Raw genomic sequence first — 18,216 nt, 5'->3', positions numbered from 1 at the left:
GGTGCCGACGTTGAGCGCGCCGAACAGGTTGGTCGTGCCGTGCCGCACATAGTCGTGCGTGCGCTTCTCGGTGACGGTGAAGTCGATCGGCAGCAGCGGCTGGGTCCGATCCAGTGCCTGGATCTGGGTCTTCGATGTGGCTGAAGATCAGTCTCAAGTGCCGTGGCATTTCTTCGGAGCTGTGCTTTCGGATCGTGGTGATGACTCGCCGGCCGGGGATCGCCCAGGCGGTTCCTGGCTCGACCCACATTGTCGGCGCTCCGGTCGACGTGTGGGTCGGCGCTAGCATGGGCTAGGTGTTCACAGACATCGAGATCTACCAGGAGACGCTCGCTGCCAGCGGGTTGCCGCCTGTGCTCAGCGGCCGGCACGACAGCGCGGAATTCCGGGCTAGCGTTGTGGCGCGTGACCTCGGGCCGCTCAAGCTGGTTGAGCTGGTCACGCCGGAGGGCGAGTGTTTCCGGGACGCTCGTGGCGCCCGCGCCGAGGACGAGCGGCTGTGGCAGATCGACCTGATGACGCGGGGACATGCGCACGTCGAGCAGGGCCGCGGCACCGCCGATCTCGGTCCGTCCGACCTGGTGCTGATCGATCCGGCGCGACCAGTCCGATTCGCAGGCACCGCCGGCGCGCATGTGACCATGCTGGTGCCCCGGCGGGAGCTGCGGATCCGCCCCGGAGACGCCGCCCGCCTGGCAGGCGTGCGCATCAAGGGCGACCACGGGCCAGCGGCCTTGGTGTACTCGCTGGTGCGGGACATGCCCCGGGCGCTCACCGGCTTCCGCGCGAGCGAGGCGGATCGGTCGGCGGCCGCGGTGATCGAGCTGATCTCGGTAGCACTCCAGGCACAGCTCGGCGACGTGCACCCATGCCCCGACGAGGCGCTACGCGACCGTGTTCTCGGCTACATCGAGGCTCGGCTGTCCGACCGGGATCTCGCGCCTGCCAGGATCGCCGCGGCACACCACATGTCTCTGCGTCGGCTGCACAAGCTTTTCGAAGACCAGCCGCTGACCGTCGCGGCCCTCATCCGCCAGCGCCGCCTGGAGCGGTGCCGCGCCGACCTGGCGCGAAGCGACCGCACAGTCACGGCTGTCGCCACGCGCTGGGGGTTCGCCGATCCGGCGCACTTCAGCAGGCTTTTCAAGGCGACGTACGGCTACAACGCGGCCGCGCTGACAGCCGGTAACCGTGCACGGATAGTCAAGGCGGCCGCCGCCCGGCCCGGTGAGGATGGTGGTGTACGAATCACAGAAAGGTGATCACATGGAACAGTCGGTCGAGGCGATAAGCGCCATTCCGGGCCGGATGTACGAGGCCTGGAACAGGGGAGACGTCGCCGGGTTCTTCGCCGACTTCGCCGAGGACGTCCTGTTCGCGGAGCTCGAGGGAACCATCTACCGGAGCCGCGCGGAGGCGATCGAGGCACACGAGGAGATCTTCGCGACGGTGATGAAAGGCTCCCAGCTGGTGCGGGGCGAGGTCCCTTTCGCCCGCATCGTCAGCCCGGGCGTCGGCGTGGTCCACGGCCGCGTCGGCATCCTCATGCCGGGCGAGCAGGAGCCGCCGTCGACTCGCTACTCCATGCAGCTCTTCGTCACGGTGTGGCGCGACGAGCGCTGGGAGGTCGTGGCCCTGGAAAACGCGCGCCTGCTCTCCTTGGAAACCATGGGGGCACTGGAGTCCCTGTCCGCCGGATAACGCGAACCTGACCACGGTTCCGCTCAAGAACGTCGAGCTGAGCCTCCACCTGCCCTGCATCGGACCCGGCGTCCGCATTCCCGCTCCAGTGCACGCACCGCCCGCGACATGGCGAGCTGTGTCATCCCCAACCGATCCGCGGCCGCCGTGAAGGTGCCCTCCTGAACTACGGCCGCGAAGTACCGCAGATGCCGAAGCTCGATTGCAGGGCTGACGACGCCATCCTGGCACGGGTTATTCGCCGCGTGCATGCGTACATGCCTGACGGGCCTGGGACTCGCCTTGGCAGCCGCGCTTTCCTGGACGCGTACGGCACGATTTGAAGAGAGGCTCCGCCCGATGAGCGACCAGAACGACGTGACAGACGCGCAGCAGCGAGCAACCGAGCTGTGGACGACCACCCAGCCAGGTGTGCCGCTGTTCATGAATGTCACCCTGACCATCCAGCCCGAACGCCGGGAGGAGTTCCTGACAGTCCTGCGCGAGGTGCTTCCCGCTGCGCGGGCCGAGCCGAACTGCAGTTATCTGCACGTCGGCCAGTCCATGACCGATCCCGATGTTTTCGTTCTTTCCGAGGGGTGGCACGACCTCGCCGAGTATCGCGATGTCGTGCTTCCGAAGCCCTACTTCCAGACCTATCTGAAAATCAGCGAGAGCACCTATGCCCGGCCCCGCATCGTTGTACCGCTCACGTCGGTCGAACCGATGTGAGCGGCGGGGGTCTCCGGAGAAATGTCCTTCCTCCGTCCCAGGTGTGACGGAGGACACGCCGGGTTCGCTCAGTACGCGGCGAGCGCGCTCGGTGGGACGACCCTCCCGGTCGAGCGGCCCGAACTGTCGAGCAGCCAGCCCATCCTTTTCGGGGTGCGGAGGTTGATAGCGTTGTCCCGCAGCCGCAGCCACGGCAGCTGTTCGCCCAGTGTCCGCTCGATGCGGAGCATGTCGTGTGGTGAGCGCGTCCAGAAGGTCATGGCCAGGTTGGCGTCGCCGGTGGTCGAGATGCACATCCGCAGCTCCGGCATGGTGGCGAGCGCCCTTACGGTCTTGCGGTGGTCGGCGGGCTCGACGTGGGCGGTCCAGGTGCTGCTGACGGTCCAGCTCGAGACCTCGGATGCGAGTTCGCAGCGGAACGAAAGCAGTTCCGAGGCGAGCAGCCGGGCGAGTTGCCTGCGGGTGGTGGCCGGATTCCGGCCGGTGGCGCGGGCGAGGTCCGCCGCGCTGCTGCGCCCGTCGGTGGCGAGTGCTTCGATGAGCGGCCAGGCGTCTCGCGGCGGGGTCATGGGCACCGCGGCCGTTTCACGGCGGGCGACCGCCTGGAAAGCGGCTTCTTCGGCGGGGCTGAGCGCGTCCAGGCGCCAGTGGCTGCCGTGGCGGTGTACCGCTGTGGCGACGTAGGTCCGCTGCCGGGCCACTCCGGGAAGCGCTTCGAGGTCGTCGAGGACGTACTCGGTCAGTGCGGCGAGGTTCCCGGTGATGACGGTCAGGAGCAGGTCCCGTCCGCGCGTGGACTCTTCGACCGTGACGGCACGCGGGTCGGCGCAAACGGCGTCGACGACGGCCCGCCGCGCACCGGGAAGGCAGTCCACCTCGACCAGGGCGAGGGTCACCCGCCGGTAGGTCCCGCCGGGGTGGGCGGTGATCCACGCGAGCCCGCGGTCCCGCAGTCGGGCCCACCTGGCCGCTTCGCTGGTCGCGTTCGTGCCCAGGATGCGCGCGGCTTCGGTCCACGGGATCCGCGGGGCGACCTGGAGGCCGTGCAGCAGCCGCAGGTCCTTCTCGTCAAGCTCGGGATGCACGAAAATCACTCATACAGTCTCCGACATGCACGAATCCAGCAGAAAGCCGGGATGTAGCCGCATGGCATCGCATACTCGCTCCTCTCGGATGCACGGAGGACGATATGACGGTGCTGGGCGACGCGCACACCATGCGTGACGAGCTGGTGCGGCTCCGGCGGTTGCTGCACGCGCGGCCGGAGCTCGGTCTGCACCTGCCCCACACGCAGGAAGCGGTGCTGTCCGTGCTCGACGGCTTGCCCCTGGAGATCTCGACCGGTAAGGAGCTCACGTCCGTCACGGCGGTGCTCCGTGGGCACGCCGCGGTACCCGGCCGGCCGCCGGTCCTGTTGCGGGCGGACATGGACGCGGTGCCGGTTCAGGAGGAAACCGGCCTGCCGTTCGCTTCGGCCACGGCCGGGGCGGCCCACGCGTGCGGGCACGACCTGCACACCGCCATGCTCGTGGGCGCGGCCCGGCTGCTCGCCGCCCGGCAGGCGGAACTGGCGAACGACGTCGTCCTGATGTTCCAGCCGGGGGAGGAGGGCTGGGAGGGCGCCAGGGCGATGCTCGAGGAGGGCGTGCTCGACGCGGCCGGAGGCCGGGTGGGCGCGGCATACGCACTGCATGTCTTTTCGACCCTGCCGCCGGGTTTCCACGTCCGGACGGGGGTGATGCTGGCCTCCTCCTCGGCGCTGGAGGTTACCGTGCGTGGTCGTGGTGGCCACGCGTCGGCCCCGCACCTGGCGCGCGATCCGGTGCCCGTCGCGGCCGAAATGATCACGGCGTTGCAGACGCTGGTCACCCGCCGGGTGGACGTGTTCGATCCGGTCGTGCTCACGGTCGGTGTCGTGCGGGCCGGGACGCGCCGCAACGTCATCCCGCCGACGGCCCGGTTCGAAGCGACGCTGCGCACCTTCTCCGACACGACCGCGGACCGGGTCGGTGCGGAAACCCGCCGGCTCCTCGAAGGCATCGCTGCCGCGCACGGGGTCGAGGCCGACGTCCGGTTCGACCGGGAACGGCCGGCGACCGTCAACGAACCCGGCGAAACCGCTTTCACCGAGCAGACGATCACCGACGTCTTCGGTGCAGACCGGCTACGCCCGCTGGAGCATCCGTTCACCGGATCCGAGGACTTTTCGCGGGTGCTGGCCGAGGTGCCCGGGACTTTCGTCGCGCTGGGCGCCCGGCCCGGCGGGGCGGACCCGGGCACCGCGCCGTTCAACCACAGCGGCCGGGCGGTCTTCGACGAAGCGGTGCTCCCGCTGGGCGCCGCCCTTCTCGCGGAACTCGCTCTCCGCCGTCCCCACGCCGCAGTGTCCACCGAGTCCCCGGAGGATCCCCGATGACCACGAACCAACCCGAAAGCGACCGGCGGCGCGTCGGCCGCACGCTGTTCGGCATCTGCGTCGGCCACGCGCTCGAGTGGTACGACTGGGGCATCTACACGATCTTCGTGCCGTTCTTCGCCGGCCAGTTCTTCCCGGGGGACGCCGCGGGATCGGCGCTGCTGTCCGGGCTCGCGGTCTTCGCCGTGGGCTTCGTGGCACGACCGCTCGGCGGCTTGCTCGTCGGCCGGCTGTCCGACCGCATCGGCCGGCGCCCGATGCTGAGCCTGACGGTCGGCGGCATGGCCGCGGCGAGCCTGCTCATCGGGATCGCACCCACCTACGCCACGGCCGGCGTGGGAGCGTCGCTGATCCTGCTGCTGTGCCGCGTGGTCCAGGGCCTGGCCACGGGTGGGGAACTTCCTTCGGCCCCGACGTACCCGACCGAACAGGCACCCGCCGGGCGGCGCGGCCGCTGGTCCAGCCCGACCTGGTCCGGCACCGCCGGGCGGCGCTGCAGGTGATCGGGATGACGGTCGGCCCGACCGTCGTCTACTACGCCTGGGTCATCGCGGCGCCCGCCTACGCCATCACCAACCGGCACCTCGGGTCGACGGCGGCGCTGCTGGCGGGCGTGCTGTCCAACCTGGTGCTCATCGCGGTTCTTCCCTGCTGGGGAGCGCTTTCCGACCGGATCGGACGGCGTCCCGTGCTGCTGATCAGCAACCTGGGCACCGCCGCGACGTTGTTCCCCCTGCAGACGCTCGACCTCGGGAACGCCGTTCAGCTCGGTGTCGCCATGTCCCTCGCGATGGTCTTCATCGGCGCTGGGGTGTCGGTTCTCCCGGCGGCGTACGCGGAAATGTTCCCGACCCGCATCCGGACCGCCGGGCTCGCGGTGCCGTACTCCGTGGCGGTGGCCGCCTTCGGGGGAACCGCCCCGTACCTGCAGACGTGGATCGGCCGGACGCTCGGACCGGCGTACTTCACCGGCTACGTCGTCCTGCTCCTGCTGGTGTCGGCGGCGACCGTGCTGACGCTCAGGGAAGGACGAGGATCGGACCTGAGCACCCTCCACCAGGCGGTTCCCCGAACGATGAGGAAGGCTGAGAACCATGACACCGCTCGAAGTGCTGGCTGACGGCGTCACGGTCGTCGACCTCGCGCAACCGTACGAGGTCGGGATGCCGACCTCGCCCATGCACCCGCCGTTCGAGTTCGCGTTGCGCCACCGGCACGGTGACGTCCCCTACCCCGGCGGGTTCACCGGGTCGCACGAGATCATGGTGCTGGGCGGGCACGTCGGCACCCACATGGACGCGGTGAGCCACGTGGCCGTGGACGGCCGGCTGCACGGCGGCGTGCCCGTCGCCGACGCGGTCCGTGCGGGCCGGTACCACAGTCACGGCATCGACCAGGTACGTCCCCTGTTCTGCCGCGGCGTGTTCTACGACGTGCCACGCAACCGGAAGCTCGCCCGCCTGGACCCGGGTGCGGCCGTCGGCGTGGCGGACCTGGAGGCGGGCCCCGAGCCCCGCCCGGGCGACGTGGCACTGATCCGGACCGGATGGGCGCAACTCTGGGACGACCCGCGCGCCTACCTCGGCGGCGAAGCGGGAGTGCCCGGTTTGGACCTCGGCGGCGCCGAATGGCTGGCCGCCAGGGGAGTGGCCGCCGTCGGCGCCGACACGATCGCGCTCGAACACCGCCCGCCCGGCCCGGGACATGCGGCCTTGCCGGTGCACCGGCTCCTGCTGCACGAACACGGAATCAACCTGATCGAGGTCATGACGTTGGAAAAACTGTCCGAGACGCTGGCATCCGCTGGCACCGCGGAATTTCTCTTCATCGGCGCCCCGCTCAACGTGGTGGGCGCCACCGGCGCCCCGATCCGCCCGCTGGCGGTGGTGGGCGCATGAGCGGCGACACGATCCAGCTGGGGGACGTGACGGTGACCCGGGTGCTGGAGTGGAGCGGTCCGATTCGGACGGTGAGCGAAATCGTCCCCGACAGCACCCCGAGCGGACGCGCGGCGCTGACCCCGGAATTCCGCAACCCGGACGACGACGCGTACCACTGCGCCATCCAGAGCTGGGTGCTGCGCAGTGAAGGGCGCACCATCGTCGTCGACACCGGCGCGGGAAACGACCGCAACCGCCCGCAGATCCCGCAGTTCGACCACCTCGAGACGCCCTTCGTCGAGAACCTCCGCCGAGCGGGCGTCGAGCCCGAGGACGTCGACCTGGTGGTGAACACCCACGTCCACTACGACCACGTCGGCTGGAACACCCGGCTGGTCGACGAAGAGTGGGCGCCGACCTTCCCCAATGCCCGCTACCTCATCCCCCGCGTCGACCGGGACTACTTCGATCCCGAGAACGAACACCGTCGCCCGCCGGTGCACACCGACGCCGACCGGTTGCGCCGCCGGGGCAGTCACCTCGTCTTCGCGGACAGTGTCGCGCCGATCCTCGAGGCGGGGCTCGCGACGTTGTGGGAGGACAGCTACCCGATCGACGGAAGCCTGACCCTGGCACCGGCGCCCGGGCACACGCCCGGATCGTCGGTGCTCAAGCTGACTTCCGGCACGGACCGTGCCTTGTTCGTCGGAGACCTCTTGCACAGCCCGGTCCAAGTGGCGGAGCCGGCGGCCAACAGCTGCTTCTGCGAGAACAAGGCCGAGGCGCGCGCGACACGCCGGCGGTTGCTCGCGGAGGCCGCCGACACCGGTGCACTGGTGGTCCCGGCGCACTTTCCCGGCCGAGGCGCCGCAGAGGTGCGCAGGTCGGGGGCGGCTTTCGAACTGCACAACTGGGCCGCCTTCGACCCCCTTCACGTCGATTAGGGCCTTCCGCGAGGACGGCGATAGTACCCGTGGCGACGTGGTCCACCTCGGCAGCGGCGCAGGTCGTCCTCGAAGCCGGAGGCAACGTTCTTGCCGCGGCACGACGTGTGGAGCAGGCTGAGGCGGCCAAGGCGTCGATACCCGGCAACCCCGGACCGGTCATGCTGGTGTTCACCGCCGAGCCGGGCAGCCCCGACGCGGACTGGCTGCGGCTCCTGGCGTCGCTGCACGCGTCCCCGCCGCGCTCGCCTGGCATCCCGGGTCGTCGGGTCGCGGCAACCCGGCCCCGGCCGACGTCGATGAATCCGGCTCTTGACCACGGGGCAAGGTGGTCGCCACACCCGGATCGGCCGTTGAGGTCACGCCGCGAGTGTCCGGATCAGCCGCGCCAGTTCCCGCGGTTTCGAAGCGAACGGCGAGTGGCTGCTCTCGAGCGAGCCGACCCGGAAGGGACGGGCCTGCGCGAACCGGTCGGCGTCCTCGATCATCCTTCCTTGGAGCGCGGGGGTGACGACCCGGTCCTGGGCCGTCAGCGCGTACGAGCGCGGTATCGAACCCCCACCGTTCTCGGGTCGCGCCGACCTCGCGGCGGCGATCCGGGTGGGGTTGTCCGGGACGGACGGGAACCGGCCGGAGCGGCGGTGCTGCAGGAATCGGTTACCAGCGCGATGTTCGACCAGCTCGCCGAGATCGGCTACGCGCGCATGTCGATGGACGCCGTTGCGCGCCGGGCCGGGGTCGGCAAGGCGGCCGTGTACCGCCGCTGGCCGTCCAAGCAGGCGATGCTGATCGACCTGGTCGAGGCCGCGATACTGCGCAACCTGCCGGAGGTGCCGGACACCGGTTCGCTGGCCGGCGACGTGCGCGGATTCCTGGACGTGATCGTCGGGCAGGCCGCCGATCCGCGGGTCCGCCGCATCGCGCTGGACGTCCTGGTCGAGACCACGCGCATCCCCGAGCTGGCCGCCGCCCTGCACGACGTGGTCGACAGGCCGCGCCGCACCGCCGCGGCCTTGGTGCTCACCCGCGCGATCGCCCGTGGCGAACTCCCCGCCGACGTCGACCTCGAGCTCGGCCTCGACGTGCTGATCTCACCGCTGCTGCTACGCCTGCTCCGCACCGGCGAGCAGGTGGACGACGCTTATCTCACCCGGCTGACCAAGGTGATCGTGACCGGCCTCGGCGCGGTCTGAACATCGCGGACCGAATGGGCGCCATCATGCCGGCGACTGGGTGAGCCAGGCCCGCGAGTTGTACCAGGTCGTCGAACGCGGAACACACCTGTATCTGTGGTTCGTTCCCGCCGTGGATCGGGGAGTCCGGCTATGGGTGTTGCGGGTTTCGCATTTTCGTCAGCAGTGCGAGCAAGGTGTCCTGTTCCTGCGCGTCGAGACCGGCGAACAGCCCGGAGGCGTGCAGCCGCGTTCTGAGCGCCTCCCACAGTTCGTGCCCGTGTTCGGTAAGGGCCAGGGTGCGCTTGCGGCCGTCGGCGGGATGAGGCTGACGGAAGACGAGTCCCATGCTCTGCAGTTTGTCGGCGGCGAGACTCACCGTGGAAGGGTCGCAGCGCAGGCGGGCTGCCACCTCCCGCATCGTCGGCGGCTCGGTTCCCGGGGCAAGCGCCCACAGCGTGCCGGCGACGGACGCCGGGACCCCGAACTCGCCGAGCACCTGGGCCACGACCGCGTCCGCGGCGTTTCCCACCTCCACGAGTACACGGACGATCTCGGCTTTCCGCTCGACGTCCGCAGGGCGAGTCGTCGGTGCGTTCGCGTCACGGCTTGCGGTCACGAACCCATGGTACCCTCCCAATGTCAATGAGAAACTCAATGATTATGGAGGACTACATGACGAACAGTAACCCCGGTGCGAGGGTGCTTGTCACAGGTGGGACCGGCTACCTGGCTGGCTGGGTGATCGCAGGGCTGCTCCAGCACGGCTACCGGGTGCGCACGACCGTACGCAGCCTCGACAAAGCGCAGCAGGTGCGCGACGCCGTGAGTGAGCAGACCGGAGAACGAGCAGCCGGGACCATCGAGTTCGCGGCTGCTGATCTCCTCGGCGACGACGGTTGGGGCGAGGCGGTCGCGGGTGCCGACTACGTGCTGCACACCGCCTCGCCGATGCCCTTCGGCTCGGGCGTGGACCTCATCACCACCGCACGTGAAGGCACCCGCCGCGTCCTGGGCGCTGCCGCGCGTGCCCGGGTCAAGCGTGCCGTGCTCACCTCGTCCGGCGTCACGGCCGACACCGGCGACCCCGACACGCCGGCGACCGAGACGACGTGGACCGCACCGTCCGGCACCCCGGCTCGCGCTTATCCCGATTCCAAGATCCTCGCCGAGCGCGACGCATGGGATCTCGCCGCCGCGACCGGGCTCGAGCTGACCGCCGTCCTGCCGACGTTCATGCAGGGGCCCGTGCTGGGCACGTCGAACAGGCCGGGAACGGTCGAGATCATTCGCCGTCTGCTCGAGGGCAAGATCCCCGCCGTGCCGAACATCGGATGGAACATCGTCGACGTGCGCGATATCGCCGAACTTCACATCCTCGCCATGACGAACCCAGCCGCCGCAGGCCAGCGGTTCCTCGGTTCGGGCAGCTTCCTCTGGTACCGGCAAGTCGCCCGCATCCTGCGCGAGAAGCTCCCGGACGAAGCCTCGAAGGTGCCCACGCGCACCATGCCCGACATCGTCGTCAAGCTGCTCGCGCGGCGCAACCCGCAGCTGGCGATGCTGCGACCCGAACTCGGCCGCACGAGGCTCGTCGACAGCGGCAAAGCACGCACCCAGCTCGGCTGGCATCCCCGCCCCACGGAACAGACGATCACCGACACCGCCACCGCCCTCAGCGCCGAATCACGACAGGGCTAGGGCCTGTATCGAAGTCGTTTCGGGCAGGTTGAGCTGGGGGTGGTGCTGTTGGGCGTGTCGGTGCTCGAGATAGGTGAGGTCTCCGGTAGTTGGTTCATCGACCACGATGAGGTCGCTCAGCGTCGCACCGGCCGAGGCCGTCGATGCCGGCGAGGAGCTCTGGGTGGTGGCGGAGGGAGTCACCCTTCCAACGTGGGCTCCCGCACCATTGGGCTGCCACCGATGTTCCGCCAGGAACTACGGCTACCCCGCCAACCTCTCACCCATGGAACTGCGGGAGGACCGAGCCGACGAGCGATAGCGGCCGGGTGTCTGACCGACCAGCTCGGTGAAGGCGTCGATGAAGCTGCTGGGGTTCGACCAGCCCAGCCGGATCGCCGTGTCGGTGACCGAGGCGCCGTCGCTGAGCTCGATCAGCGCCCGTTGGGTGCGCAGCAGGGTGCGCCACTGGTGGAAGCTCATCGACAGCTCGCTGCCGAACAGTCGGCTCAGGGTGCGTTCGCTGGCGCCGGTGCGGTGGCCCAGCTCGGCCAGGGTCGCCGGGCTTGCCGGGTCCACGTGGAGCAGGTCGGTGACCGCCTTGAGACGCCGGTCGCTCGGCTCCGGGAGGCGCAGAGGCTCCTGTGCGGCGCGGGCGAGCTCGGCGAGTACGACGTCGATCAGCAGCCGCGCACGGGGGCTCTCCAGCGGCTCGCCCTCGCTCATCAGCGCCAGATAGGCCTCGCGCAGCAACGCGCTCGCCACGAAGACCGACGGCTCGGCCGGCAGCTGTCCGGTCAGCGTCACGGGCAGCGACAGCACCCGGATCTCCGTCTCGCCGTACGCCTTGCTGCTGTGCACCGCGAAGGGCGGCACCCACATGATCCGGCTGGCCGGCGCCACCCAGGTGCCCACCTGGGTCGCTGTGACCAGGGCCCCACGCGCGGCGTAGCGGAGCTGGCCGTGGTCGTGGAAGTGCGCGGCCACGGCGGCGCCATTGGCCAGCGGCGCCGACAACGGCGCATCGTCGGTGCAGAAGCTCGGCTCGTCGCTGGGGTCGGACACGCGATCGAGGCTACCCGCCACTGGCGGGTTATCGGGAGAACCTGGCGCGATACCGGTGGTGCGCCTGGCGCCGCAGACCGCATCGTGGAGACATGTCACAACAGATCAAGCTCGAGGACGCCGCGCCCGCGTCGTCCTCCCCCACCGCCGCACAGACGACCGGCACGATCGCAGTCTTCGGCGCGACGGGGCAACAGGGCGGGGCGGTGGTCGACGCGCTGCTGGACCACAAGGCCCCGGTGCGGGCCCTGGTCCGCAACCCGCAGTCCGACCGGGCTCAGGCGCTGGCCGCCCGCGGCGTCGAGCTGGCGGCCATCCGGACCGACGACCCGGCGTCGTTGGCCGCCGCGCTGACGGCGGTCGAGGCGTTCTCCTTCATGACCCCGGAGGCGAACAACCTCGAAGAGGTCGAGACGGAGATCCGCATCGGCACCGCGCTCGTCGACGCGGCGGTCGCGGCACGCGTCCCGCACGTCGTGTTCAACTCGGTCTTCGGCGCGGACCGGGAGCGGGGTGTGCCGCACCATGACTCGAAGCACTCGATCGAGGAGCACCTGAGGAAGTCCGGCCTCAGGGCCACCATGGTTCGCCCGACCCCCTTCATGGAGGAGATGGCACCGAGCCTGGAGCACGGAGAGATCGTGCTAAGGCTGCCGCTGCCGGAGGACGTCGCCCTGAAGATGATCTCGGTCAGGGACGTCGGCCGGGTCGCCGCCGCGCTCCTGCTCGACACCGCGGAGGCACCCGGCGGAGCCGTCGAGCTCGTCGGCGACGAGCTGACGGGCCCTCAGATCGCCGCGGCGTTCGGCGCGCGCGCCGGGCTCCCGGCACGTTACGAGGCCCTCCCGTTGAGCGTGCTTCCCAGCGACCTCGACAGGGCGATGTTCCGCCAGTTCGCGAAGACGGCGGAACACCCGTCGGATCTTGCGGTGGTGCGGGCGATCGAGCCGGCCACCCTCGACCTGGCCGAGTGGATCCGATCCACCGGCTGGACCGCGCCCACAAACGTAGCTGGTTCCTGAGCCTCCGAGCCGGAACTAGGGCCTGTATCGAAGTGGGTCAGAGCCATTCGTTGATCGCGGCGATGTGGACTGTGGCCTCGTACCGAACCGCGAGCTTGTCGTAGCGAGTGGCCACAGCGCGATGGCGTTTGAGCCGGTTGATGCCGCACTCCACCGCGTGACGCTGCTTGTAGATCTCCGGGGTCGAAGGCCGGTGGCCGCCCGCCTTTCGATCCCTTGGCTTTGCGGTGCGCGTCCTGGTCGGCCTTGCTGGGAATGGTCGCCTTGATCCCGCGACGGCGCAGGTGAGCCCGGTCGGCCTTCGAGGTGTAGGCCTTGTCCGCCAGCACCCGATCAGGACGCGTCCGCGGCCGGCCACCACCGTTCAGCCGGGGCACCCGGATCCCGGCCAGGACCGGAACGAACTGCGGGCTGTCGCCGCGCTGCCCGGCGGTCAGCACGATCCACAACGGCTTCTGCCCCTGCTCACACCCCAAATGCAACTTCGTCGTCAGCCCACCGCGGGACCGCCCCAACGCATGATCGTCAGGCTCGACGGTGGTCCCGCCGGGTGGCTCGGCCTGCAGATCCCCCTTTTCGCGCACCCGCCGCATGCTGATGCGCCCGCGCGATCGTCGAGTCCACGCTGACCAACTACCGGAGACCTCACCCATTCCCGGACACCGACACGCCCAACGCCCTCGACTGCAGCTCAACCAGCCCGAAACGACTTCGATACAGGCCCTAGCCGCCGCTAGCCGACGTCTCCGGCGCCGCAACTAACGACGGGGCACAGGTCATCCAGTGGACCGCCGACGGCGGGGCACCCAGTTGCAGCTGAAAGTTTCCCGGGATTGCGCTCGTCTTTGAAAGTTTCACAGGATTGCGCTCTTCTTTCGTCGCAAGCCATAGACATGTTTGACACCACGAGTCGACCCCGCTTATCGTTCTGTTCGAACCGGTTCGAACACGATTGCTTACCGACCAAGCCCTGCTCCGCGGGCATGGAGCCGGTAGACGAGTCCATAGTGGACCTCTCCATTTTGGCGACCCCCGCGGTAGTGACGATGGGTCCGATGATCGGTGTATCCCCGTAGACGCGACACCCGCGAAAGGGGTTTCTTCATGCGTCAGAACAGCCCTCGCACGCTATCCCAGCGCTTCGCCCGCGCAGCGCTGGCCGGCGCCACACTCCTCGCGATCATCGACACGGTACAACCCGCCGCCGCAGGACAGCCGGCCGTCGCAACACAGCCGGCCCCCGCGGCCGCAGCTGCCGGCGCCGCCGCGATCGCCTCGGTCGACCTGGCCGGGACATGGAGTTTCACGCCGACGGGTCGGGGGGCGACCTCGATCACCGTGCCCGGCGGCGGCTGGTACAAGCAGGGCTTCACCGACGTGAACGAGGCGGTGTACTCGCGCACCATCACCGTGCCCGACTCGGGTCAGCCGCAGTCAGCGTGGATCGAGTTCGGGGCGGTCAATCACCAGGCGACGCTGTCGGTCGACGGCCGGGTGGTGGCGACGCAGACCACGGCGTTCACGCCGTCGAATTTCGACATCACCGCCTACGCGGCCCCCGGCAGCACCCACACGATCAGCGTCGACGTGAAGGGCCGCGGCGCGTTGAAGGCATCCAACGGCCGGTACCTGGTGCCCGACGCCGCCGAGTGGTCCGAGGCGGTCCCCCAGGGGATCTTCCGTTCGGCGTTCCTGCGGACGTACCCGGCGGTGTACGTCAGCGACACATTCGTGCGTCCGTCGGTGGCGAACAAGACGTTGAGCTACGACGTGTCGGTGCGTAACACGTCGGGCAGTTCCCGGTCGGTGACGTTGACCGGGTCGCTGTCGTCCAACAACGGAACGGCTTTCAGCTACCCGGAACTGCCCAGCCGTACGGTCACCGTGGCAGCCCACTCGACCGCGACCGTGACCGTCGGGCCGGTCGCGTGGAACCTCGACAGCACCTCGTACTGGTGGCCCAACGTGCCGTACCGGTCGGGGTACCAGGCGCAGCTGCACCGGCTGGCGGTGCGTGCCGTCACCGATGACGGGCACACCAGCGACGCCACGTACCGGTTCGGCTTCCGGGAGGCCACCCAGAACGGTGACTACTACTACCTCAACGGCGTGCGCGTGAACTTCCGCGGTGACAACCTGCAGGGTGCCGACTACGACCGGATCAACAACGGCGGCAAGGGCGACGCCTACGACACCCTGCCCGGCTTCCTGCCCCCTTCGTCGAACAACGGCGGCTGGCCGCAGACGGTGGACAACTACCAGCGGCTCAACTTCAACGTGCTGCGCGTTCATCAGGAGCCGGCCAGCCCGTACATGCTCGACGTGGCCGACGAGATGGGCCTGATGATCATCGACGAGACCGCGATCCGCGGCTCCCAATCCGGGCAGGACTGGAACGCCGGGCACGACAACATGGTCAACCACGCTCGTGCGTTGGTCCTGCGCGACCGCAACCACCCCGCGGTCATCCGCTGGAGCCAGGTCAACGAGCCGAACCAGAGCGGCCAGGATTCCGAGCAGTTCGAGAAGGACCTGTACGCGGCGATCAACGGCAACGATGGCACCCGGCCGGTCATTGCCGAGGTGGGCGTCGACGGGAACCTCAACGGGTATCCCGGGATGACGTACGCCAACTTCGCGGTGATCCCGCACTACGTCGACGGCTTCGGCAGGTACGGGGAGGGCCTGAAAACCGTGAATGGGCGGCCCGACGGCGAGGGCGAGTACATCTGGCCGGCGTGCAACAACAAGCAGGGCTTCGAGTGGTTCGCCACGGCAACCCTGGCCAAGCGCGGCAAGAACGCCACCGACCTGCGTCCGTACACGCTGCTGTCCGCCTGGGCCAGCGTCGTGCCCGGAGTGCGGACCACCGACTTCACCCCGGAAGAGGGCGGTCACCCCATCTACGGCGCGGACAACCTCCCGGCCCCCTGGAGCAACCCGCAGATCCAGCGCGTGCAGGCGGCGTTCAACCCGGTGGCCGCGGTCGACCTGCCGTTTTGGTCGGCCTCCGGCGCCTCGGACTCCAACGGCACTTTCCCGCTGCCGCAGGCCGTGCCCAACTACGCCCGGAACGCCACAGTCACCCGCAACATCACCGTCTTCAACGACGACCTCGCCGACACTTCGGTGGGCTTCACCTGGACGGCTCGGCTCGACGCGCCGGACGGCGCGGTCGTCGCGTCCGGAAGCACCACCCTGACCGTCCCGCTCGGCTCGCGGGTCACCCAGCCGGTGTCCTTCACCACCCCGGCCACCGGCAACCGCGTGTACCTGCAACTGTCGACCACGAAGTCCGGTAGCCCCGTCTTCACCGACGCGGTGGAGTACTTCAACCTCGCCGGAAGCGGCGGAGACGGACCCGCACCGGGCACCTACCGCATCGTCAACCGCAACAGCGGCAAGCCGCTCGCTGTCGCGGGCAACTCCGCCGCGGACGGTGCCAAGGTGGTCCAGCAGAGCGGCACCGCCACCTGGACCATCGCCACGACCTCCGACGGCTCCTACACCCTCCAGTACGTCCCGAGTGGAAAGGTGCTCGACGTCAACGCCAACAGCAGCACGGCCGGGCTGCAACTGCAGCAGTGGACGGCCAACGGCGGCCCCAACCAGCTGTGGTACTTGCGGTCCACCGGCAACGGCTACTACACCATCGCCAGCCACGACAGCGGACTGGTGGCGGACGTCTCCGGCGCGGCGACGAGCGACGGTGCGCAGGTCGTGCAGTGGGCCGCCAACGGCGGGGCCAACCAGCAGTGGCAACTGAACCGGGCCTGACCGGACGACCGGTTTCTCGCCTGCTGCCGCGGCGTCGACCGCTACCCCTGGCCGCTCGGCCTGCGGCCAGGGGGGCGGTGGCGAGATGTCAACTCCGAACGTCGGCAAGCGACCACCACCGAGTACCTTGTCGCCGCTCCCATCGGTACGGGCCGGCAGACCACCGCAGTGAACGCATCGAACCGCCTCGCTCGCGAGCGGTAGGCGCTCGTCAGCGCCCCCATGGGGGTTCGATCAATGACGGCTCAATGGACCCCCACGCTGATGGAGGTTCCGCAACCGTCGGCCAGCTCCTACAACCATGAGGAGATCCACATGGCTTGTTCGCACAGCGCGGGGGCCGCAGCGTTCGACGGTCCATGGTGATGGGCGCTACGGCCGTCGTGTTCGTTGAGCGCTTGCACGGTAGATATCGAACGTCCGTGCTCCAGAACGAGGTCGGCGATGCGGGTTGCGAGGAAGAACTCACCGAGGACGTCGTGGGCGAACTCAGGTTGACGGTGCGGGGAAGCCTGAACCAGTGTCGCGGGCACGTCGGGCAATTCTGGGCGGGGAGGCGATTCGAGCGCCAGCCGCATGTATAAGGCGTCCTCACGAGTTCGCGTACGTTGGCAGGAAGGGCGTCGAACGGTAAGTTTGTCTGCTGCTCCCACAGCCACCGGGCTTGTGTCGGCGACCATGCCAAGCCGCGCTGGGCGGCCCCATCCGTTTCCCCCCCCGGTCGAGTGAACAGAGACGCGTGGAGCAGGGGGAACGCAGTCGTCTCGACGGATGGTGGCGTCCGCACGGTCAGCAAGAACCTCAGTTGCGGTGCGGTGACTTGACGCAGAATCAGGTCGATGTGTCGACCGACCGCGGTGAAGGTGTCGTGGTCCGCGATGCCGTCGACGAGCACCAGGCAAGGTCGGTTGAGCCGCGCGCTGTGTTCTTCCAGCGTGAGCAGCGCGTCTTCTCCGCGCGGGATCGAGGCGTAGCGCAAGATCTCGACCGCGAGATCGACGGTGCTGAGTTCCCAGCTGCTGACGGTGAGCAGCTGGCAATCTGCGTCCTCGGCAAATTGCCGGGCAAGGTGCCGGGTGAGGCTTGTTTTGCCGGTGCCAGCGGCGCCGGTGACCAGGAAAACGCGTGCAGAAGAGGTCAGAAAGCTGCGCGCGTGGTCAACGACTCCGTCCGGTGCGGCGTAGGGCAGCGGAGTTCCGGGCCCGGCGACAACGGTGTCCAGGAGCGTGACCGTCCTGGTGGCCGAGCCGGCGCCCAGCCGGCCACCGGCGACGCCGCGTTCGCGGTCGAAAAGTAGTCGGCCAGATAGAGCTCGAACACGCGATCGCCCCCTCAGTGATCACCTGATCTTAGCGAGCAGACCGGCGTCCGGGACGGACACCGGGCTCTCTACCCGGAGACACCGATGACACGACTGCCTGCGGGGATGTCGAAACGCAGCCCAGCGCATGAGCCCCGCCGCGAGCGGGTCTTCGGCCCCGAGCATCCGACGACCGTAAGTTCTCCGCTCGAACCCGCCAACGCCCGCTTATCGGCATGAGCGCGCATCACGCCGCCCGTCGTCGACCGACTCGCGGCAGATGAGTGCGTTGGCGGCCCGCCACGTTTGGTCGGCAGGAAAATGGGTTGGGCGGAACGACGTCCGGGCTGGTAGCGTCTCGGAGGCCGTGGCATCGCGCGAGGAGGTGAGACCCATGAACGCTGTATCGAGTGGGTGCTCCCTTCTCTTCACAGCCGGGCGATTGACGTAGGTGTCGCCGGGAGCGCCTCGACAACAAGGCACTCCCGAAAGGCAACAACCTATGCATTCTGTGCATTTCACTGCGGAGACAACGTCGAGCGGTGTCA

19 protein-coding genes and 2 pseudogenes are annotated in these 18,216 nt (G+C 69.1%); 13 read left to right on the top strand and 8 right to left on the bottom strand.

Annotated features, from left to right (window positions below):
- A pseudogene (locus tag CF165_RS53330) lies at positions 1 to 144 on the bottom strand (IS630 family transposase); the annotation flags it as partial.
- A gap of 152 nt (positions 145 to 296) precedes the next feature.
- Between CF165_RS53330 and CF165_RS49100 the strand changes: the two are divergent.
- Together CF165_RS49100 and CF165_RS49095 are read left to right on the top strand one after the other, a co-directional pair.
- Positions 297 to 1,262, top strand: coding sequence for a helix-turn-helix domain-containing protein (locus CF165_RS49100; RefSeq protein WP_093954472.1), 966 nt, complete (start codon positions 297 to 299; stop codon positions 1,260 to 1,262).
- A 4-nt stretch (positions 1,263 to 1,266) separates the two neighbouring features.
- On the top strand, positions 1,267 to 1,701 hold the full coding sequence (locus CF165_RS49095; protein WP_158226972.1) for an SgcJ/EcaC family oxidoreductase: 435 nt from the start codon (positions 1,267 to 1,269) through the stop codon (positions 1,699 to 1,701).
- A gap of 23 nt (positions 1,702 to 1,724) precedes the next feature.
- Here the strand turns inward: CF165_RS49095 and CF165_RS53325 are convergent, their stop codons facing one another.
- Complete coding sequence (locus CF165_RS53325) at positions 1,725 to 1,952, bottom strand: helix-turn-helix domain-containing protein (protein ID WP_240522206.1); 228 nt, start codon at positions 1,950 to 1,952, stop codon at positions 1,725 to 1,727.
- 88 nt (positions 1,953 to 2,040) lie between these two features.
- Between CF165_RS53325 and CF165_RS49085 the strand changes: the two genes are divergently transcribed.
- Positions 2,041 to 2,412: a putative quinol monooxygenase gene (locus CF165_RS49085; RefSeq protein ID WP_093954470.1), complete on the top strand. Its 372-nt coding sequence runs from the start codon at positions 2,041 to 2,043 to the stop codon at positions 2,410 to 2,412.
- A gap of 68 nt (positions 2,413 to 2,480) precedes the next feature.
- Here CF165_RS49085 and CF165_RS49080 read toward each other — a convergent pair whose 3' ends face one another.
- Positions 2,481 to 3,506: an Lrp/AsnC family transcriptional regulator gene (locus CF165_RS49080; RefSeq protein WP_240522205.1), complete on the bottom strand. Its 1,026-nt coding sequence runs from the start codon at positions 3,504 to 3,506 to the stop codon at positions 2,481 to 2,483.
- Between the two features lie 95 nt (positions 3,507 to 3,601).
- Between CF165_RS49080 and CF165_RS49075 the strand changes: the two genes are divergently transcribed.
- Genes CF165_RS49075 through CF165_RS49060 form a run of 5 tightly spaced genes read left to right on the top strand, consistent with a single transcriptional unit; the run spans position 3,602 to position 7,652 of the window.
- A complete protein-coding gene (locus CF165_RS49075) occupies positions 3,602 to 4,828 on the top strand; it encodes a M20 metallopeptidase family protein (protein WP_093954469.1) in 1,227 nt (408 codons plus the stop codon).
- Positions 4,825 to 5,331: an MFS transporter gene (locus tag CF165_RS53760; RefSeq protein WP_338023747.1), complete on the top strand. Its 507-nt coding sequence runs from the start codon at positions 4,825 to 4,827 to the stop codon at positions 5,329 to 5,331. Before CF165_RS49075 ends, CF165_RS53760 begins: the two co-directional genes overlap by 4 nt.
- A 5-nt stretch (positions 5,332 to 5,336) precedes the next feature.
- Positions 5,337 to 5,948, top strand: a complete 612-nt coding sequence (locus CF165_RS53755) for an MFS transporter (RefSeq protein ID WP_338023746.1) — start codon at positions 5,337 to 5,339, stop codon at positions 5,946 to 5,948.
- Entirely contained in the window at positions 5,923 to 6,726 is an 804-nt protein-coding gene (locus CF165_RS49065) for a cyclase family protein (protein ID WP_093954468.1), read from the top strand. The genes CF165_RS53755 and CF165_RS49065 overlap by 26 nt, the downstream gene beginning before the upstream one ends.
- Positions 6,723 to 7,652, top strand: a complete 930-nt coding sequence (locus tag CF165_RS49060) for an MBL fold metallo-hydrolase (RefSeq protein WP_093954467.1) — start codon at positions 6,723 to 6,725, stop codon at positions 7,650 to 7,652. Before CF165_RS49065 ends, CF165_RS49060 begins: the two co-directional genes overlap by 4 nt.
- A gap of 359 nt (positions 7,653 to 8,011) precedes the next feature.
- On the opposite strand, the gene CF165_RS53610 is transcribed toward CF165_RS49060, so the two are convergent.
- Entirely contained in the window at positions 8,012 to 8,140 is a 129-nt protein-coding gene (locus tag CF165_RS53610; RefSeq protein WP_276209782.1) for a hypothetical protein, read from the bottom strand.
- A gap of 153 nt (positions 8,141 to 8,293) precedes the next feature.
- On the opposite strand from CF165_RS53610, the gene CF165_RS49055 reads away from it, so the two are divergent.
- Positions 8,294 to 8,845 (top strand): TetR/AcrR family transcriptional regulator, encoded by a 552-nt coding sequence (locus tag CF165_RS49055; protein WP_205661240.1) that lies wholly within the window; start codon positions 8,294 to 8,296, stop codon positions 8,843 to 8,845.
- A gap of 130 nt (positions 8,846 to 8,975) precedes the next feature.
- On the opposite strand, the gene CF165_RS49050 is transcribed toward CF165_RS49055, so the two are convergent.
- Positions 8,976 to 9,443 (bottom strand): MarR family winged helix-turn-helix transcriptional regulator, encoded by a 468-nt coding sequence (locus tag CF165_RS49050; protein WP_093954465.1) that lies wholly within the window; start codon positions 9,441 to 9,443, stop codon positions 8,976 to 8,978.
- A 44-nt stretch (positions 9,444 to 9,487) separates the two neighbouring features.
- Between CF165_RS49050 and CF165_RS49045 the strand changes: the two genes are divergently transcribed.
- Positions 9,488 to 10,525, top strand: coding sequence for an NAD-dependent epimerase/dehydratase family protein (locus tag CF165_RS49045; RefSeq protein WP_240522204.1), 1,038 nt, complete (start codon positions 9,488 to 9,490; stop codon positions 10,523 to 10,525).
- Between the two features lie 243 nt (positions 10,526 to 10,768).
- Here the strand turns inward: CF165_RS49045 and CF165_RS49035 are convergent, their stop codons facing one another.
- The gene (locus tag CF165_RS49035) at positions 10,769 to 11,569 is read right to left on the bottom strand and encodes a helix-turn-helix transcriptional regulator (protein WP_093954463.1); all 801 of its coding nucleotides are present in this window, start codon (positions 11,567 to 11,569) and stop codon (positions 10,769 to 10,771) included.
- A gap of 92 nt (positions 11,570 to 11,661) precedes the next feature.
- On the opposite strand from CF165_RS49035, the gene CF165_RS49030 reads away from it, so the two are divergent.
- Positions 11,662 to 12,591: an NmrA/HSCARG family protein gene (locus CF165_RS49030; protein WP_093954462.1), complete on the top strand. Its 930-nt coding sequence runs from the start codon at positions 11,662 to 11,664 to the stop codon at positions 12,589 to 12,591.
- A gap of 233 nt (positions 12,592 to 12,824) precedes the next feature.
- On the opposite strand, the pseudogene CF165_RS49025 reads toward CF165_RS49030, so the two are convergent.
- Positions 12,825 to 13,184: pseudogene (locus tag CF165_RS49025) on the bottom strand (transposase); the annotation flags it as partial.
- A gap of 511 nt (positions 13,185 to 13,695) precedes the next feature.
- On the opposite strand from CF165_RS49025, the gene CF165_RS49020 reads away from it, so the two are divergent.
- Complete coding sequence (locus CF165_RS49020; protein WP_093954461.1) at positions 13,696 to 16,368, top strand: RICIN domain-containing protein; 2,673 nt, start codon at positions 13,696 to 13,698, stop codon at positions 16,366 to 16,368.
- Positions 16,369 to 16,661: 293 nt separating this feature from the next.
- On the opposite strand, the gene CF165_RS50950 is transcribed toward CF165_RS49020, so the two are convergent.
- Positions 16,662 to 16,946: a hypothetical protein gene (locus CF165_RS50950; RefSeq protein ID WP_143268925.1), complete on the bottom strand. Its 285-nt coding sequence runs from the start codon at positions 16,944 to 16,946 to the stop codon at positions 16,662 to 16,664.
- Between the two features lie 242 nt (positions 16,947 to 17,188).
- Between CF165_RS50950 and CF165_RS50945 the strand changes: the two genes are divergently transcribed.
- Positions 17,189 to 17,665: a hypothetical protein gene (locus CF165_RS50945; protein WP_143268924.1), complete on the top strand. Its 477-nt coding sequence runs from the start codon at positions 17,189 to 17,191 to the stop codon at positions 17,663 to 17,665.
- Positions 17,666 to 18,216: the final 551 nt, after the last annotated feature.

Origin of the sequence: Amycolatopsis vastitatis, assembly GCF_002234595.1 — a bacterium.
GTDB classification, from domain to species: Bacteria; Actinomycetota; Actinomycetes; order Mycobacteriales; family Pseudonocardiaceae; genus Amycolatopsis; species Amycolatopsis vastitatis.
The sequence above is the reverse complement of the archived record's forward strand: the minus strand, read 5'-3'. Positions and strand labels throughout refer to the sequence as shown.

Bases quoted from the DNA above. Each gene is read 5' to 3' on its own strand.
- CF165_RS49045 (WP_240522204.1), top strand. From the start codon at position 9,488: ATGGAGGACTACATGACGAACAGTAACCCCGGTGCGAGGGTGCTTGTC.
- CF165_RS49060 (WP_093954467.1), top strand. From the start codon at position 6,723: ATGAGCGGCGACACGATCCAGCTGGGGGACGTGACGGTGACCCGGGTG.
- CF165_RS53760 (WP_338023747.1), top strand. From the start codon at position 4,825: ATGACCACGAACCAACCCGAAAGCGACCGGCGGCGCGTCGGCCGCACG.
- CF165_RS50950 (WP_143268925.1), bottom strand. From the start codon at position 16,946: ATGCGGCTGGCGCTCGAATCGCCTCCCCGCCCAGAATTGCCCGACGTG.
- CF165_RS49095 (WP_158226972.1), top strand. From the start codon at position 1,267: ATGGAACAGTCGGTCGAGGCGATAAGCGCCATTCCGGGCCGGATGTAC.
- CF165_RS49075 (WP_093954469.1), top strand. From the start codon at position 3,602: ATGACGGTGCTGGGCGACGCGCACACCATGCGTGACGAGCTGGTGCGG.
- CF165_RS49030 (WP_093954462.1), top strand. From the start codon at position 11,662: ATGTCACAACAGATCAAGCTCGAGGACGCCGCGCCCGCGTCGTCCTCC.
- CF165_RS53610 (WP_276209782.1), bottom strand. From the start codon at position 8,140: ATGATCGAGGACGCCGACCGGTTCGCGCAGGCCCGTCCCTTCCGGGTC.
- CF165_RS53755 (WP_338023746.1), top strand. From the start codon at position 5,337: ATGACGGTCGGCCCGACCGTCGTCTACTACGCCTGGGTCATCGCGGCG.
- CF165_RS49065 (WP_093954468.1), top strand. From the start codon at position 5,923: ATGACACCGCTCGAAGTGCTGGCTGACGGCGTCACGGTCGTCGACCTC.
- CF165_RS53325 (WP_240522206.1), bottom strand. From the start codon at position 1,952: ATGCACGCGGCGAATAACCCGTGCCAGGATGGCGTCGTCAGCCCTGCA.
- CF165_RS49085 (WP_093954470.1), top strand. From the start codon at position 2,041: ATGAGCGACCAGAACGACGTGACAGACGCGCAGCAGCGAGCAACCGAG.
- CF165_RS49020 (WP_093954461.1), top strand. From the start codon at position 13,696: ATGCGTCAGAACAGCCCTCGCACGCTATCCCAGCGCTTCGCCCGCGCA.